Source organism: Embleya australiensis (assembly GCF_051903075.1).
Taxonomy (GTDB): domain Bacteria; phylum Actinomycetota; class Actinomycetes; order Streptomycetales; family Streptomycetaceae; genus Embleya.
Genome location: NZ_CP182423.1, coordinates 919,746 through 934,693 on the forward strand (window position 1 = coordinate 919,746; position 14,948 = coordinate 934,693).

Below are 14,948 nucleotides of genomic sequence, written 5' to 3' on the forward strand. Positions count from 1 at the left end.
TTTCCATGATCCCCCGTTCGCGTCGAACAAGTCCGTGCCCCGGCGCGGTCCGGTGGTCGTGCCGCCGGGGACACCTCCAAGCCTTCGGGGCGGGGCATTGTTGCGCAGGCAGGTCGGGCGCCCGAAACAATCGTCGGGATCAATGGATTTCCTGCGGTGATCTTCGGCATCCGGCCGAATTCGCTACTGGTCGGGGCCGGCGGCACGCGGGTACCGTTCCGGGTGGTGTGGGATTCGGCGTGCCTTCGGCGACGCTCATGGGAGGGGAACCGGTGGCGGGACGGCCGGAGAAACCACTGGACCCGGATGCCGGGCCGGTGCAGCGTTTCGCACACGAACTCCGTCGATTACGGGCCGACGCGGGCGGTCCCACGTATCGCGAGATGTCCCGGCAAACCGGTGTTTCGGTCACGGTGCTGTCCCGTGCGGCGGCCGGCGAGCAGTTGCCGACCCTGAAGGTCGCACTGGCCTATGCGGCCGCGTGCGGCGGGGATCCGGACACGTGGACGCGGCGATGGCAGGAGGCGGCGGACGAGGATTCCCGACCGCTCGACGACGTCCCGTCGCCCTATCCGGGCCTCGCCCGATTCGAAACCGAGGACTCGGAGCAGTTCTTCGGCCGGGATCGACTGATCGACGACGTTCTCGACCTGGTGCGCACCCATCGGCTGGCCGCGCTCGTCGGGGCTTCGGGCAGCGGCAAGTCCTCGCTGCTGCGCGCGGGGTTGATACCCCGACTGCGGCAATCCGACGGCGACCCGGGCGGCGCGGCCCCGTTCGGGCGTCCCGCCGAGATCCGCATCCGTACCCCCGGGGCGCATCCCGCCGACGTGCTCGGTGCGTTCGCCCCTCGGGGCGACGACGGGGACGATGGGGACGGCCACGGCGACGGGCACGCCGGTGACATCGTCGTAATCGTCGACCAGTTCGAGGAGATCTTCACGCTCTGCCGGTACCGGGCCGAACGCACCGAGTTCCTGAACGGCCTGATCGCGGCCGTGCGCCGGCCCCAGGGCGGGGTGCGCGTCGTCATCGCGGTGCGCGCCGACTTCTACGGCCGCTGCGCCGAACACCGGAAACTCGCCGAGGCGTTGCGCGAAACCACCCTCCTGGTGGGCCCCATGACACCCGCCGAGTTGCGTCAGGCCATCGTCGGGCCCGCCCAGGCCCACGGCCTGATCGTCGAACGGGCCCTGACCGCACGGCTGGTGGAGGAGGTGCAGGGCGAGCCGGGCGGACTGCCGCTGCTGTCGCACGTGATGCGGGAGATCTGGCGCAGGCGTCGCGCCCGAACCCTGTCGGTGGAGGCGTACGAGGCGGCGGGTGGCGTCCACGGCGCGATCGCGGCCACGGCGGAGCAGGTGTGCTCCCGGCTCTCGGCCGAGGAACTCGTGTCGGTCCGCCGGGTGTTGCTGCGGCTGATCACACCGGGCGAGGGAGCGCAGGACACTCGCCGCCCGGCCGCCCGGGCCGAGTTGGAGGCCGTCGGCACGGGCGCGGCCGCGCCGGGGACCGAGCCGGCGCAGGGCATCGCGTCGATCCTCGAACAGCTCGTGCGGGCCCGTCTGGTCACCCTCGACGGGGAGAACGTCGAGCTTGTCCACGAGGCGCTGATCACCGCCTGGCCCCGGCTGCGGGCCTGGATCGACGAGGACCGCGAGGGAATCCTCACTCACCGACGACTGACGGAGGCGGCCGGCGTCTGGGCCGACTTCGCGCGCGACCCGGGCACGCTGTACCGGGGAACCCGGCTGGCGGTGGCTCGGGAGTGGACCGAGCGGGATCGGCATCGCGACGAACTGACCGAGCTGGAAGGGGACTTCCTGGCCGCGAGCATCGCCGCCGAGGACCGCGAGCGCATCGTGGCCGCCCGGCGCACCCGTCGTCTGCGCTATCTCGCGGCGGGCTTGGCGCTGCTGCTGGTCGCGGTGACGGTCGTCGGCGGGGTGGCGGTGGAGCAGCGCCGCAGTGCGCTTCGGTCCCGGGACACCGCGCTGTCGCGCCAGTTGGCCGCCCAGGCGCTGAACCTGGCGGATTCCCGGCCCGGGACGGCGATGCTGCTGAGCGTGGAGGCGTATCGCACCGCGCATACCGCCGAGGCGCGCGGCGCGCTGCTGAGCATGTCCACGCGCCGCTTCTACCAGGCCGAGTTGACCGGTCACGTCGACGCGGTGCCGGAGGTCGCGTACAGCCCGGACGGCACCCTGGCCAGTGTCGGGCGGGACGGGAAGGTCGTGCTGTGGGATTCGGTCCGCCGCGTGCGCCTGGCGACGCTGACCGATCATCCGGGCTGGTTGCGGGCGGTGGCCTTCAGCCGGGACGGGCAATCGATGGCCACGGGTGGGGACGACGGCCGGGTGGTGGTGTGGGATGTGGCGCAGCGCAGGCCGCGCGCGACCATGACCGGCTACGGGGCCTCGATCAAGGGCGTCGCGTTCGGCGCCGACAGCCGCACCGTGGCGGCTGCCGGGGACAACGGCACCACCGCGGTGTGGGACGTGGAGAGCGGGCGGCGCCGGCTGACGCTGACCGGGCACGCCAGCCGGGTGTGGGCGGTGGAGTTCAGCCCGGACGGCCGCACGATCGCCACGTCCGGCGCGGACCGCACGGCTCGGCTGTGGCGCGCGGAGGACGGCGCCCCGCTGACCGTGTTGACCGGCCATACCGCCTCGGTCGACTCCGTGGTGTTCAGCCCCGACGGAACGCTGCTGGCCACCGGCAGCCAGGATCGCACCGCGCAGCTGTGGGACATCGCCCGCGGCACGAGTGTGGCCGTCCTGCGCGGCCACGACGCGGAGGTCAGGGCGGTGGCCTTCAGCCCCGACGGCCGTACGCTCGCGAGCGCCGGCCAGGACCACATGATCAAACTGTGGGACACGGCGCGGCACAGCCTCGGGGCCACCTTCGTCGGGCACGGCTCCAACATCTACGGGATCGCGTTCCATCCGCGTGGCGACCGGTTGGCCGCGGCGGGCGAAAGCGGCACGGTTTCCCTGTGGGATCCCACCAGGCGTCCGCTCGACGGCCACTCGGACCGGGTCAACGACATCGCGTTCAGCCCGGACGGACGCACCCTGGCCACGAGCGGCACCGATCGGGCCACACTGCTGTGGGACCTCGCTCGCGGCTCCCGCCCCCGCGCACTCGCCCCCGGGACGAGCGCGATCCGGGGCGTCGCCTTCAGTCCCGACGGCCGGACCCTGGCCACCGTGGCGGGCGTGTCCCCGGACAGCACCAACGGCCCCGCCCAACCACCCGACCCCAACGAACAGGTCCTCACGCTCTTCGACCTCGCGGGCGGCGCCCCGCCGGTGCGGCTGATCGGCCACGACGAACGGGTGACGGACGTGGCCTTCAGCCCGGACGGCCGCACGATCGCCACCGCGAGCGTCGACAAGACGGTCATCGTCCGGGACGCCGTGCGGCACACGCCCCTGACCCGACTCGTCGTGGACACCGGCACGGAGGGCAGCGGCGTCAACGCGATCGCGTTCAGCCCCGACGGCCACACCCTGGCCACGGCCAACTACGACGGGCGCGTCACCCTGTGGGATACGACCCGGTGGGTCCGTACGGCCGTGCTCACCGAACACACCGGGCAGGTGCGCGCGGTGGCCTTCAGCCCCGACGGCCGCACGCTGGCCACCGCCGGCATCGATCAGACCGTGCAGCTGTGGGACCCTGCCCGACAGGCCCGGCGGGCCACGCTCCTGAACACCGCCGGCGCCACGATCTCGCTGACCTTCAGTCCCGACGGCCGCGTCCTGGCCACGGCCAACGCGGACACGTCCGTGATGATCTGGGACGTCGCCGACCACACCCGTCTGGCCACCCTGACGGGTCACACCGGACAGGTCCGCACCGTGGCCTTCGGGCCCGACGGTCACACCTTGGCCAGCGGCGGCGACGACCGCGTCGTCCGCCTGTGGGACACCGACCCCACCCGCACGGCGACCGACCTGTGCACCACGCTCGCCCGCGACCTGACCCGGGAGGAATGGCGGCAGCTGGTCCCGGGGCGGTCCTACCGACGCACGTGCGGGACGGGGGGACCCTGATCCGGTCGCGGTCGTGGCCGCCGGCGTGCCGTTTCGCGTCACCGGGGCTGCGGACTCCATTCGAAGAGCAGGATGGTCGCGTCGTCGCGCAGCGGGTTGCTCTGGTAGTCGAGGATGGCGTGGATGAGCAGCCGCAACACCTCTTCCGGGCGCTGCCCCGCGGAGGAGGAGCTGATGATGAAGTCGGTGAACCGGTCGAGGCCGAACTCCGCGCCGTTCGCGTCGCGGGCCTCCACGACGCCGTCGGTGTAGAGCAGGACACAATCGCCCGGTTCCAAGGTCGCCTCGTGCACCTGCCGGGCCGCCGGGGCGAGCGAACCGGCCAGGCCGATCGGCGGTTGCGGGGGCCGGTCCAGCGCCCCGGGGAGCACCCGCTCGGCACGGATCAGCAGCGGCGGAGGATGACCACAATTGACCCAGTGCAGCACTCCGGTCTCCGCGTCGAGCCGACACAGCACGCCGGTGCAGAAGTGGTCGGGCAACCATTGGGCGAGCGCCCGGTCGACGGAGCCGACGATGTCGGGCAGCTCGGCCCCGTTTCGGCGGGCGTTGCGCGCCGCCGCCATGGCGACCGACGAGGTCAGTCCGGCGGTCAGATCGTGACCCATGGCGTCCAGGATCATGGTGTGCAGGATGTTCTTGACCACCGAATGGTCGAAGGCGTCGCCCGCGATGTCGTACGCCGGTTCCAGGACCGCGGTCGACACGCAGCGCCTGCTGCCGATCGTGCGCGGGGGCAGGAAGGCCCGCAACATCTCGGCGGGCGCGCCCATGGACTGGGTGCGGGTACGGGCGGCGAGCCAGTCGCTGTAGGCCCGCTTGGAGGTGATCAGCATGGCGAGCAGATGGGCCAGCATCCGGCTGCGGCGCATGCGCACCGCGTCGAGCGCGGCGGTCCGTACTGCCAGTACGCCCAGCCGCTCCGCGCCGTCGACCAGGGGCATCCAAAGGATCAGGCCGTTGTCGACCTCGGCCACCCGGGGGGAGACCGTGCGGTACGCCCATCCGGCCGAAGTGCCGTCCACCCGCAAGGACTCCGCGGCCTCGTCGAGTGGCACGAGCAGACGCTGCTGCAGGTCGGCGAGGTAGATCGACGCGGTGTCCAGGCCGAGGAGGTCGGCACACCGATTCGCCAGCGCGGGCAGCTCGACCGGCAGTGCGGTCTGCGCCTCGACGAGCAGCTTTTCCAGGCGATTCTCGTCGACGGCGTCGTCGGGAACGGAGAACACGCGCGGTGTGTCCGACACGACGACCACCCCTTCCTCGCCCAGTCTCACACCGATCCCACCCAGGGGCATTAAGCCCTATATATTACTTATTCTGCATATGAGCATTTTGGCACCTTCAGGGTATCTTGCGGTTGCAAAACCGCGGAGCACCCTGGAGGAAACGCAGTGTCCGACTCACCGCAGCACCGCATCTTCGCCATGTTGGACGTCGACGGCGACGGCGCCATCACGCACGAGGAATACCTTTCCCGGGTGGACCGCGTGGCCTCCGCCGTCGGCCGCGACGCCGACCATCCGGTCGTGGCGGCGTCGCGGACCGCTCACGAGGCGGTCTTCCAGGACATGGACGCCGACCGCGACGGACGCGTCACATTCGAGGAATACCGCACGTGGGTCGGGCACGACGCGTTCGAACGCTCCTGCCGACCCGCGCTGGGCTCCCTGTTCGACATCGCCGACGCCGACGCCGACGGACGCCTTGACCGCGCCGAGTTCATCCGCCTGCGTACGGCCGGGGGCAACGCCGAAACCGACGCCGCCGCGGCATTCGACGCCCTCGACACCGACGGCGACGGACTGGTCGACCGCGACGCCTACCTGGCGGGCATCAGGAGCTTCGTGACCAACGCGAACTCCCCCATGGCCGCGGCCTACGGCGCCGCACAGCCGGTGCCGGGCCGTTCCTGATCCGCCGGGCCGGCGATGTCGGTCAGGACGACTGGACCTCGTCGAACAGGGCGACGGCGTCGGCGGGGTTCGGGCTCACGAGGCGGTCCAGACCGGCCGTCGTGATCTTCGCCCACCTGGCGGCCCGTACCCACATCCGCTCCTCGAAGGTGCGCACGGCCTCGTCCGGATCCCCGGAGCCGGTGGCGATGGACTCGGCGAGTTCGGCGCCGTCCAGCATCGCGAGGTTCGCGCCCGCCCCCAATGGCGGCATCAGATGTGCGGCGTCGCCCAGGAGCGTCACCCCGCCGACGTGGGTCCAGGTGTGCGACTCGGGCAGCACGTGGAGCGGGCGGTGGACGAAATCGGTGCCGTGGCGGAGAAGGTCGAGTACGGAAGGGGCCCAGCCGTCGAACAGGGCCAACAGGCTTGATCGCACGGCCTCGACGTCGGCCGGTTCCTGGCTCGTGTGCCGATCCAGCGGCGCGCGGAACTGGGCGTACACCTTGACGTGGCCGCCGCTGTTGCGTTGGGCGACAAGACCTCGGTTCACGCCGTACACGGCCATGGAGCCGTCGCCGATCATCCGCGCCAGGTCGGGGTAGCGGGTGTCGACGTCGTCGAGGGAGGTCTCGACCATGGTGACGCCGGTGTAGTGCGGCATCACCGACGAGACCGCCGGGCGGACCCGGGACCAGGCACCGTCCGCGCCGATCACGAGGTCGAACGTCTCCTGACGCCCGTCCGCGAAGTGGACCAGTACGCCGTCCCGGGTCCCCGGCACCACCTCGGTCACGCCGCTCCCCCACCGGACGTCGAGAGGGCCGAGCAGCAGGTCGCGGAGTTGCCCGCGGTCGATTTCGGGATTGGCCCGGTCGTCCGGACGGGGTCGCCAGTCGCGCAGGACGGCCCCGTCCGGGTCCAGGATGCGCATGGCCTGCCCCTCGGGACGAGACAGCGCCCGAAACTCCGCCGCCAACCCTGCCCTGTCCAGCGCGAGTTGGCCCATCCCCTCACGCAGGTCCAGCGTGCCGCCCGGGGGGCGCGCGTCGGGGGCGGGATCACGTTCGAGGATGGTGACGGGATGTCCATGGCGGTGCAGGACGCGGGCGAAGGTAAGGCCGGCGGGGCCGCTCCCGACTACGGCGATGCGATGTCTCATGCCGATACACTGTATTGCCCGCTACAGCGCATCGCAACGGTGTGCGCGAGTGTGAACCGTCGGCATGACCACCGCGGTCGAACAGGGCGGTGAGGCAGCGGAATATGGGATGATCACCGGATGATCACAGCGTGGCGAGCATGGAGTTACGGCCTGCTCGTGTCGGCGGTCGTGATGGGTATGAGCGGATGCGGCAACAGGTCGGCGTCGACCACGCAGGCCGGCGGAGGCGGATCGACCTCCGTGCCGACGGCCCGGAGCACACCGACGAAGCCGACCACGCCGACCCCGCCCGCCGATTGTCCCGAATCCGGAGTGCGGCTCACGGCCGAGGAGCCCGAGGCGGCGATGGGACTGAGGGCAATGACCCTGACGATGGCCAACTGCGGCAACGCACCCCGTACCGTGACCGGATACCCGAGCCTCCGGGTCCTGGACGCCCACCGAGCCGGGCTCAGCGTCGACATCGACCCGGGGGCAGCGTCGATCACCACCATGGAAAGCCTCCAGGCCAAGCCCCGATCAGTAACGCTGCACCCCGGCGAGCAGGCGGTCTCCGTGGTCGTCTGGCGCAACACCGTCACGGCAGGTTCCAGTCAAAACGCCCTCCACCTCGACGTCGAGCCACTCCCCGGCCAAGCCCGCCAACAAATACCGGTCCCAGGCGGAATCGACCTCGGCACCACAGCCCGCCTGGGCATCGGCCCCTGGCACACCCCCACTTGACCCACCCGAGGAGAAGACCACGGCCGATCTGCTCCTGATCGCGGGCGGCGCGGACCGGATGCGGCCCTCGACGCACTTCGCCCACGAACTCGCGGACCACTACGCGACAACCGAACACCAAGCAGCCCTCATCTCCCGCCGTCGGCTCAGCCACCTTTTGCAGGAGACTTCGGGGGCCGGCCCCAGAAGTGGGTGTCAGTGGTGTTGGGTTGCCGAGGTGCGGGCGGATTGGGGGAATTCGGTGGTTTGGTTGCCCAACGTGAGTAGGCGGTACGTGTAGCGGGCTGCGCTTTCCAGGTTTTGGGCTTTGCGTAGGGCGTCCTGGGGGGATGTGCCGACCGTGGAGCAGCCGTGGTGGGCCAGGATTACGCAGTCGCTGTGGCGGGTCGCGGTCGCCGCGGCTTCGGCTAGTTCGCGGGAGCCGTTGGGGTGGAACGGCACACGTTCGATCACGGGGGCGTACGCGATGTGATCGAGGGTGAGTTGGCGGATGCGCTCGCCCAAGGCGTCGACGAGCACCGCGTATTCGGGGTGTACGTGCACCACCGCCTCGACGTCGGGTCGGGCCAGGTAGGTGTGTTGGTGCAGGCGCCACTCGCTGGACGGTGCCGCCGAACCCCCGCCGCCCGCGAGCGGCTCGCCGTCGAGGCGCACGATCGCGAAGTCCCGTTCGGTCAGCCGGTCCAGCCGACTGCCGGCAGCCGTCACCGCGAAGGTGTCGGTGCCGGGCAGCCGGGCGGACAGGTTGCCGCCGCTCGCCAGGACGAGGCCGCTGTCCACGCACTGCCGGCCGGCGTCGACCAGGGCCGCGAGGATGTGCTCCGCCGTCATCGGGGCGCGCGTCCCTCGCCGCCCGACAGCGCGGACGCGGCCTCGGCGACACGCGCCGGGGTCAGCGTGGCCCGGTCCACGAGCAGGGTTCGGGACAGCCGCAACATCGCGGCGCCGACGACTGCGTACCGATCGTCGTCCAGCGTCTCCAGGTCGCTCACCTTGGCCAGCCCCACGGTACGCCGCGCCGCCTCGCAGCCCGCGAAGCCGAACGCGTCGGCGAGGATGGCCGGCAGCCGCCCGTCGAGGTAGGCGTCCGGGTAGCGCTCCGGCGCGCGCCGCCCCGGCCAGTGTCCGCGCAGCCGTGCCGTGAACGCGTCCCAGCTCGTCGTGAGTGTCCCGAACAGGGCCTCGGCACGCTCCTGTTCGCCCAGCGCAGCGGCCCGGGTGCCCGCGAAAAGCAGGTTGGCCCACAACATGCCGAGGTCGAACCCGATCGGCCCGTAACACGCGAACTCGGGGTCGAACGCCCGCACCGACAGGTCGCCGTCCCGCGTGTTGCCGCGAACGAAGACGCTGCCGGTGTGCAGGTCGCCGTGCAGCAGGGTTTCCTGCGTGGTGAGGAACGTGTGTTTCATCGCCATCGCGGCGGCCGACCACGCCCGGTCCGCCCGCAGTTCGGCGTAGAGCGCGTCGAGCGCCGGGCGTACCGAGTTGCGTTCGGCGCCCAGGAAGGGCTCGGTGAACACGAGATCCTCGGTGATCTCGCACAGTTCCGGATTGATCGCGGCGGCGGCACGGGCACGGAACTCGGCCTCGGTGAGGCTGCCGACCGAGGTGCCGAACGCGACGTCGGCGAGGTATTCGGCGAGTCGTTCGGCGACGCCCTCGTGTGCTCCGCCGGCATTGAGCCGGGTGCGGAACACCTCGTGGTCGGACAGGTCTTCGAGCGCGAGCACAAACCCGTCGGGGTCGAAGTCGAGGAGACCGCAGACATGTTCGGACAGTGCGCCGTGGATCCGCAGGGCGGACGCCTCCCGCACCGCGCGCTGTTCGGTCATCGGCCATTCCGGGCCGACGAGGCGTACATACGGCAGCGCCTGCTTGAGCACCAGCCGTCGGCCCGCGGCGTCGGCGCAGACGAAGACGAGGTTGAGGTTGCCGTCGCCGACCTCGGCGACGGTGAGCGTCGTCGGGTCGATCAGGTCGCGCAGCGTGGCGCGTTCGGCGATGTAGGCGGGGACCTCGGCGGAGGTCAGGATCCGGTCAGCCATGGGTGCGCTCCGCGATCGCCGGTGCGGTGGTGGGGACTTCGGGGTCGGCTCCGACCCGAGAGTCGGAGCCGGGTGTCGCCGCGGCGGCCCGGCGGCGCCGGCCGCGGCGCAGCGAGAAGGACATCAACAGGGCGAAGATGAGCACGAGCCCCTTGATCAGGTCCTGCGTGTAGTAGGGCAGTCCGCGCATGGTCAGGCCCTGGAGGATCAGCCCGATGAACACCGCGCCGACGAACGTGCCGAGCGCGTTGGGCTTCTTGGCGCCCAGGACCGCGTAGCCGACCAGGGTCATGGCGACCGCGTCCAGCAGCGAGGAGTCGCCCGCGGTGACGTCGCCCTGTCGCAGGCGCGAGGCGAGGATGATGCCGGCGGTCGCGGCGAGTACACCCGAGATGGCGTAGGCGGCGAACTTGTAGCGCTTGACCCGGGTGCCGGCCAGGCGCGCGGCCTCCTCGTTGCCGCCGACGGCGTAGAACACCCGTCCGTGGCGGGTGCGTTGCAGGAAGACCCACAACAGCAGGGCGATGACGAGGAAGAGGTAGACGGAGTAGGGGATGCCGAACAGCTTGTCGCCGTCGATGGCGGTGAAGTCGTCGGTGAACCTGCCCTTGACCACGGTGCCGTCGCCGAGCTTCATGCCGGTGGTCAGGGTCTGGCCGTCGACGAGCCAGCGTTTGAGGCCCTGGATGGTGAACATGGTGCCGAGGGTGGCGAGCAGCGGCGGGATGTTCAGGAACACGATGAGGGTGGCGTTGACACATCCGACGAGCAGGCCGACCAGGAGGCAGATGGCGATCGCGCTCGGGCCGGTGAGTTCGTAGTGGATCATCGCCTCGGCGGCCACCGTGACCGACAGGCCGGTGACCGCGCCGACCGACAGGTCGAGGTCGCCGACGATGGCGGTCAGCGTCATCCCGAGCGCGGCGATCGCCGCGACCGCCTGGATCTGCAGGATCGACACCGTGTTGTCCCAGGTGCCGAAGCCCGTCGTGGTGGCGGAGAACGCGATGTAGAGGGTGACGCCCACGAGGATGATCCCGTAGCGGACCACGAAGTCGCCGAGCGCGGCCGGGAACGCGGCCGGAAGTGGGGTCCGCCGCGCGGTCGATGTCGAGTCGCGCAGATTCATGCGTGGCTTTCCTTTCCGGCTGCGCTCGGCGCTGCCTCCGAGGGCGGTGGTGACGGGGTACGGCGTACGCTCATCGCCGCGATGAGGCGTTCGCGGCCGGCGTCGCTCAGGGCGAGGTCGGCGGTGATCCGGCCGCGGTCGAGCACCACGATGCGGTCGCCGACCTCGAGGGCCTCGTCCACGTCGGAGGTGGCGACCAGGACCGCGGCGGTGGCGGCGAGTTCGCGCACGGTGGCGCCGATGTCGTGTCGGGCGTTGATGTCGACGCCGCGGAACGGTTCGTCGAGCAGCAGTACTCGCGGTTCGCCGAGCAGCCAGCGGCCGATGACGACCTTCTGCTGGTTTCCGCCGGACAGGGTCTCGATCGGCGCGTCGGGTCCGGCGGCCACCACACCCAGGTCGTGCATCATCGTCGCGGTGGCCCGGCGTTCGGCGCCGATGCGCATCAGGGTGCCCCGGGTGAAGGTGCTCACGAAGGGCAGGGTGAGTTGGGAGCGGATCGGCCAGCCGGGGATGATCGCCTGTTCGTGGCGGGATTCGGGGACGAGGTAGACGCCGCGTTTGATCGCGGCGCCGGGATACCCGGGGTCGAAGGGGCGACCGTCGAGGGTTCGCCGGCCCGCGCCGATCGACGTGGCGCCGAAGATCCATTCGAGCAGTTCGGTCTTGCCGCTGCCGAGCAGACCGAGCAGCACGGTGACATGGCCGCGGTGCAGTTCGAGGTCGAGGGGGTGCGGGTCGTCCTCGTGCAGGCGGACCCCTTCGAGCGCCAATACCGGTTCTCCCGGCGGGAGTTCGGCACGCTCGGACTCGGCGGGGGTGCGGTCGAACAGGGCGGTCAGTACGGTCGTCCAGTCGAACCCCCGCCCGGGTATGGGCTCGAACTCGCCCTGCATGGCCCCGTCGCGCAGGACGCCGACGCGGTCGCACAGTTGGTCGATCTCGGCGAGTTTGTGGGTGACGAACAGGACGGTCATGCCGTCCGCGGCGAGCGCGCGCACCAGGTCGAACAGGCGCGCGCTCTCCTCCGCGGACAACGCCGAGGTGGGCTCGTCCAGGATCAGCAGCCTGGGTTTGCGGGACAACGCCCGGGCCAGGACCAGAAGTTGCCGCTCGGAGACGCCCACGTCGCGCACCGGCGAGCGCAACGTCTGCCGGTCGAAGCGCAGACCCAGGGTGGCCGCGACCTCGACGGCCTGGGCCTCGGTCCGGCGCCGGCTGAACAGGATGGGCGAGGATCGGTCGCCGAGCCGGTCCAAGGCCAGGTTCTCCGCGACGGTCATGTCGAGGATCACCCCGTCGTTGGGGTTCTGGTGCACGGTGCCGATGCCGCTGCGCTGGGCGGCGAGCGGGTCGGGGAAGACCACGACCTCGCCGTCGCGCAGGATCTCGCCGCCGTCCGGGGATTCCGCGCCCGAGAGAATCTTGATGAGCGTGGACTTGCCCGCGCCGTTGGCGCCCATCAGGCCGTAGATGTCACCCGCGCCGATGCGGAGGCCGACCCCGCGCAGCACCCGGTTCGGGCCATAGCTCTTCGAGATGTCCCGCACTTCGAGCACGGTGTCCCGGTGGCGGTCTCGGCGGTCGCGGTCTTCGCGTCGGTCGTCTTGTCGGGGCTGCACGGGGCCTCCTTTCCGGTTTTCGACCGAGAGTGGGTCAGGCGCCCGGCCGGATCGGGGTGATCCACGGCGCCCCGAGCACGTCCGGGGTGGCCAGTTCGGGCAGCGCCTTGCGCAGCGTGTCCATGTTCGTCACGCCGTTCGCCTTGAGCGTGTCCTGGGTGATCAGCGTCGCGGGGATGGTCATCTTCTGCGGCAGGTCGACCTTCCCGGCCGCCGCGATCGAGGCCCGGGCCACGACCGCGCCCACGTTCGCCGGGTCGGTGGCGGCGGTGGCCCGCCACGGGCTGCCGGCCTCGGTCATCAGCTGGATGTCGGCGGTGGAGACGTCCACGCCGTAGACCTTCACCTTGTTCGTCATGCCGTTCTGGCGCAGCGCGATCAGCGTGCCCTTGGCGAGTTCGTCGTAGGCGGCGAACGCGAGTGTGGTGTCCGGGGCGGCGGACAGCGCCGCGGTGCCCTCGGTCGCGGTGTCGGCGGCCACCGACTCGGTGTACTTGCCGAAGCGCGCCTTCTGGGTGAACGTCGGGTTGTCCTTGAGGAACTGCTGGTACACCTTGTCGCGGGAGTCGAGCGGCGCGATGCCGGACACGTTGACGTAGGCGAGCTTGCCGCCCGAGGGGTTGTCCTGCTTCATGTAGCCGAGGATCTTGTCGGCGATCGAGGCGTCGTCCTGCGAGATGTAGGTGGCCTTGCAGTTGGAGATCGCCACGTCGTAGACGACGACCGGGATGCCCTTGGCGATCGCGTCGTCGATCTTGGGGTTGACCGAGTCGGCGAGGCCGTGGTCCACGATGATCACGTCGGGCTTGGCGTTGATGGCCTGGTCGAGTTGGCTGACCTGGGTCGCGTTGTTGCCCCGCGCGTCGTAGACGGTGACGCTGCCGCCGGCGGCCTTGATCTGCTTGGTCGCGCCGTCGCCCCACTGTTCGAAGTAGTCGCCGACGCCGGATTGGCGGACGAGCGCCACCTTGAAGTCGCCCTTGAGTGCGGCGGGCTTGGCCTCGGGCAGTTTGCGCGCGTTGTCGACGGTGCGCTGCGTCGCGCAGTTGCCGGCGCCGCCGGCGGCGCCGGACGCGCCGGGCTGCGCCTTGTTGTCGTCGGTGCTCTGGGAGCAGGCGGCGAGCAGGGACATTCCGACGGCGGCGGCCCCGATCACGCGAATGGCCTTGGATCTCATGGTGTTCTCCTCACTCGGTGGTCTCGGCCGCGACCGGCCGGGCCGCGGGGGTGTCAGGCACGGGTGTCGCCGGCGGGCGTGTCGCCCGCCGCGACGTCGATGACGCGCGTGTCGGTGACGATCGCCGTGATCAGGTCGGCGGGTGTCACGTCGAAGGCGGGATTGAGGGCGGTGGCGTCGGGCGGGGTGACCCGTACACCGTGGAAGAAGCGGACCTCGGCGCCGCCGCGATCCTCGATCTCGATCGCGTCGCCGTTCGGGGTGTCCCGGTCGATCGTGGTCTCGGGCGCGACCACGAGGAACGGCACCCCGGCCCGAGCTGCGGCCAACGCCACCGCGAACGTGCCGATCTTGTTCGCCGTGTCGCCGTTGGCGGCGATCCGGTCGGCCCCCACCAGCACCGCGTCGATGCCGCCTCGGGCCAGCGTGATCGCCGCGGCCGAGTCCACGATCACGTCGTACGGCGCGCCCATGCGGCCCAGTTCCCACGCGGTCAGCCGCGCACCCTGGAGCAGCGGCCGCGTCTCGCACGCGATGGCGCGCACCAGTCGGCCGTCGCGGTGCAGCTTCGCCACCACGCCGAGCGCCGTGCCGTGCTCGACGGCGGCGAGCGCGCCGGTGTTGCAGATGGTCAGTACGGTCAGCGCGGCCCGGTCCGGAACCAGCCGCGCCAGCGCGTCGGTACCCCGTTCGGCCATCGCGACGCAGGCCGCGATGTCCGCATCCCGTACCCGCAGCGCGGCGTCCAGGGCGGCGAGCGGGCCGCCCTGCTCCAGGGCGGCGAGCGCGGTGTCCACGCCGTAGGCGAGGTTGACCGCCGTGGGCCGGGCCTCGCGCAGTTCGGCGATGGCCTGCCGGGCCCGGTCGGCCGGCAGGTTCTGCGCGGCGAGCGCGACGCCCAGGGCGCCGGCCACGCCGAGCGCGGGGGCTCCGCGTACCGCCAGTCGTTGGATCGCGTCCACCAGGACGTCGAGGTCGTGGATGTCGAGTTCGACGAGGCTGTCGGGCAGCAGGGTTTGGTCGACCAGCCTGATGAATCCCCTGCCGGGTTCCCGCTCGGCGTCGTCGGCGGGAATCCAGTCGATCGTGCGCATCCGCCGCGTCTCCGTCTCTTCGTGGGACGACCCGTCGATG

At 71.1% G+C, this 14,948-nt stretch carries 11 protein-coding genes; 3 read left to right on the top strand and 8 right to left on the bottom strand.

Annotated features, from left to right (window positions below; genetic code table 11):
• Positions 1-317: 317 nt before the first annotated feature.
• Positions 318-4,058: an nSTAND1 domain-containing NTPase gene (locus tag ACMXN5_RS34245; RefSeq protein WP_439678789.1), complete on the top strand. Its 3,741-nt coding sequence runs from the start codon at positions 318-320 to the stop codon at positions 4,056-4,058.
• A 38-nt stretch (positions 4,059-4,096) separates the two neighbouring features.
• On the opposite strand, the gene ACMXN5_RS34250 is transcribed toward ACMXN5_RS34245, so the two are convergent.
• On the bottom strand, positions 4,097-5,356 hold the full coding sequence (locus ACMXN5_RS34250; protein ID WP_439678790.1) for a PP2C family protein-serine/threonine phosphatase: 1,260 nt from the start codon (positions 5,354-5,356) through the stop codon (positions 4,097-4,099).
• A 96-nt stretch (positions 5,357-5,452) separates the two neighbouring features.
• On the opposite strand from ACMXN5_RS34250, the gene ACMXN5_RS34255 reads away from it, so the two are divergent.
• Positions 5,453-5,974, top strand: coding sequence for an EF-hand domain-containing protein (locus ACMXN5_RS34255; RefSeq protein WP_439678792.1), 522 nt, complete (start codon positions 5,453-5,455; stop codon positions 5,972-5,974).
• A 22-nt stretch (positions 5,975-5,996) separates the two neighbouring features.
• On the opposite strand, the gene ACMXN5_RS34260 is transcribed toward ACMXN5_RS34255, so the two are convergent.
• On the bottom strand, positions 5,997-7,115 hold the full coding sequence (locus ACMXN5_RS34260) for an FAD-dependent oxidoreductase (RefSeq protein ID WP_439678793.1): 1,119 nt from the start codon (positions 7,113-7,115) through the stop codon (positions 5,997-5,999).
• 120 nt (positions 7,116-7,235) lie between these two features.
• On the opposite strand from ACMXN5_RS34260, the gene ACMXN5_RS34265 reads away from it, so the two are divergent.
• Positions 7,236-7,841: a DUF4232 domain-containing protein gene (locus ACMXN5_RS34265; protein ID WP_439678794.1), complete on the top strand. Its 606-nt coding sequence runs from the start codon at positions 7,236-7,238 to the stop codon at positions 7,839-7,841.
• 195 nt (positions 7,842-8,036) lie between these two features.
• Here the strand turns inward: ACMXN5_RS34265 and ACMXN5_RS34270 are convergent, their stop codons facing one another.
• Genes ACMXN5_RS34270 through mtnA form a run of 6 tightly spaced genes read right to left on the bottom strand, consistent with a single transcriptional unit; the run spans position 8,037 to position 14,908 of the window.
• A complete protein-coding gene (locus ACMXN5_RS34270; protein ID WP_439678795.1) occupies positions 8,037-8,672 on the bottom strand; it encodes a class II aldolase/adducin family protein in 636 nt (211 codons plus the stop codon).
• The gene (gene mtnK / locus ACMXN5_RS34275) at positions 8,669-9,886 is read right to left on the bottom strand and encodes an S-methyl-5-thioribose kinase (protein ID WP_439678796.1); all 1,218 of its coding nucleotides are present in this window, start codon (positions 9,884-9,886) and stop codon (positions 8,669-8,671) included. Before mtnK ends, ACMXN5_RS34270 begins: the two co-directional genes overlap by 4 nt.
• A complete protein-coding gene (locus ACMXN5_RS34280) occupies positions 9,879-11,015 on the bottom strand; it encodes an ABC transporter permease (protein WP_439678797.1) in 1,137 nt (378 codons plus the stop codon). Before ACMXN5_RS34280 ends, mtnK begins: the two co-directional genes overlap by 8 nt.
• On the bottom strand, positions 11,012-12,637 hold the full coding sequence (locus ACMXN5_RS34285; RefSeq protein ID WP_439678798.1) for a sugar ABC transporter ATP-binding protein: 1,626 nt from the start codon (positions 12,635-12,637) through the stop codon (positions 11,012-11,014). Before ACMXN5_RS34285 ends, ACMXN5_RS34280 begins: the two co-directional genes overlap by 4 nt.
• Positions 12,638-12,671: 34 nt before the next feature.
• Positions 12,672-13,814, bottom strand: a complete 1,143-nt coding sequence (locus ACMXN5_RS34290; protein WP_439678799.1) for a sugar ABC transporter substrate-binding protein — start codon at positions 13,812-13,814, stop codon at positions 12,672-12,674.
• A 53-nt stretch (positions 13,815-13,867) separates the two neighbouring features.
• Complete coding sequence (mtnA, locus tag ACMXN5_RS34295) at positions 13,868-14,908, bottom strand: S-methyl-5-thioribose-1-phosphate isomerase (RefSeq protein ID WP_439678800.1); 1,041 nt, start codon at positions 14,906-14,908, stop codon at positions 13,868-13,870.
• Positions 14,909-14,948 lie beyond the last annotated feature (40 nt).

Excerpts from the sequence above, each read along its gene's own strand:
- ACMXN5_RS34250 (WP_439678790.1), bottom strand. The coding sequence starts at position 5,356 with ATGCCCCTGGGTGGGATCGGTGTGAGACTGGGCGAGGAAGGGGTGGTC.
- ACMXN5_RS34260 (WP_439678793.1), bottom strand. The coding sequence starts at position 7,115 with ATGAGACATCGCATCGCCGTAGTCGGGAGCGGCCCCGCCGGCCTTACC.
- ACMXN5_RS34265 (WP_439678794.1), top strand. The coding sequence starts at position 7,236 with ATGATCACAGCGTGGCGAGCATGGAGTTACGGCCTGCTCGTGTCGGCG.
- ACMXN5_RS34270 (WP_439678795.1), bottom strand. The coding sequence starts at position 8,672 with ATGACGGCGGAGCACATCCTCGCGGCCCTGGTCGACGCCGGCCGGCAG.
- mtnK (WP_439678796.1), bottom strand. The coding sequence starts at position 9,886 with ATGGCTGACCGGATCCTGACCTCCGCCGAGGTCCCCGCCTACATCGCC.
- ACMXN5_RS34280 (WP_439678797.1), bottom strand. The coding sequence starts at position 11,015 with ATGAATCTGCGCGACTCGACATCGACCGCGCGGCGGACCCCACTTCCG.
- ACMXN5_RS34290 (WP_439678799.1), bottom strand. The coding sequence starts at position 13,814 with ATGAGATCCAAGGCCATTCGCGTGATCGGGGCCGCCGCCGTCGGAATG.
- mtnA (WP_439678800.1), bottom strand. The coding sequence starts at position 14,908 with ATGCGCACGATCGACTGGATTCCCGCCGACGACGCCGAGCGGGAACCC.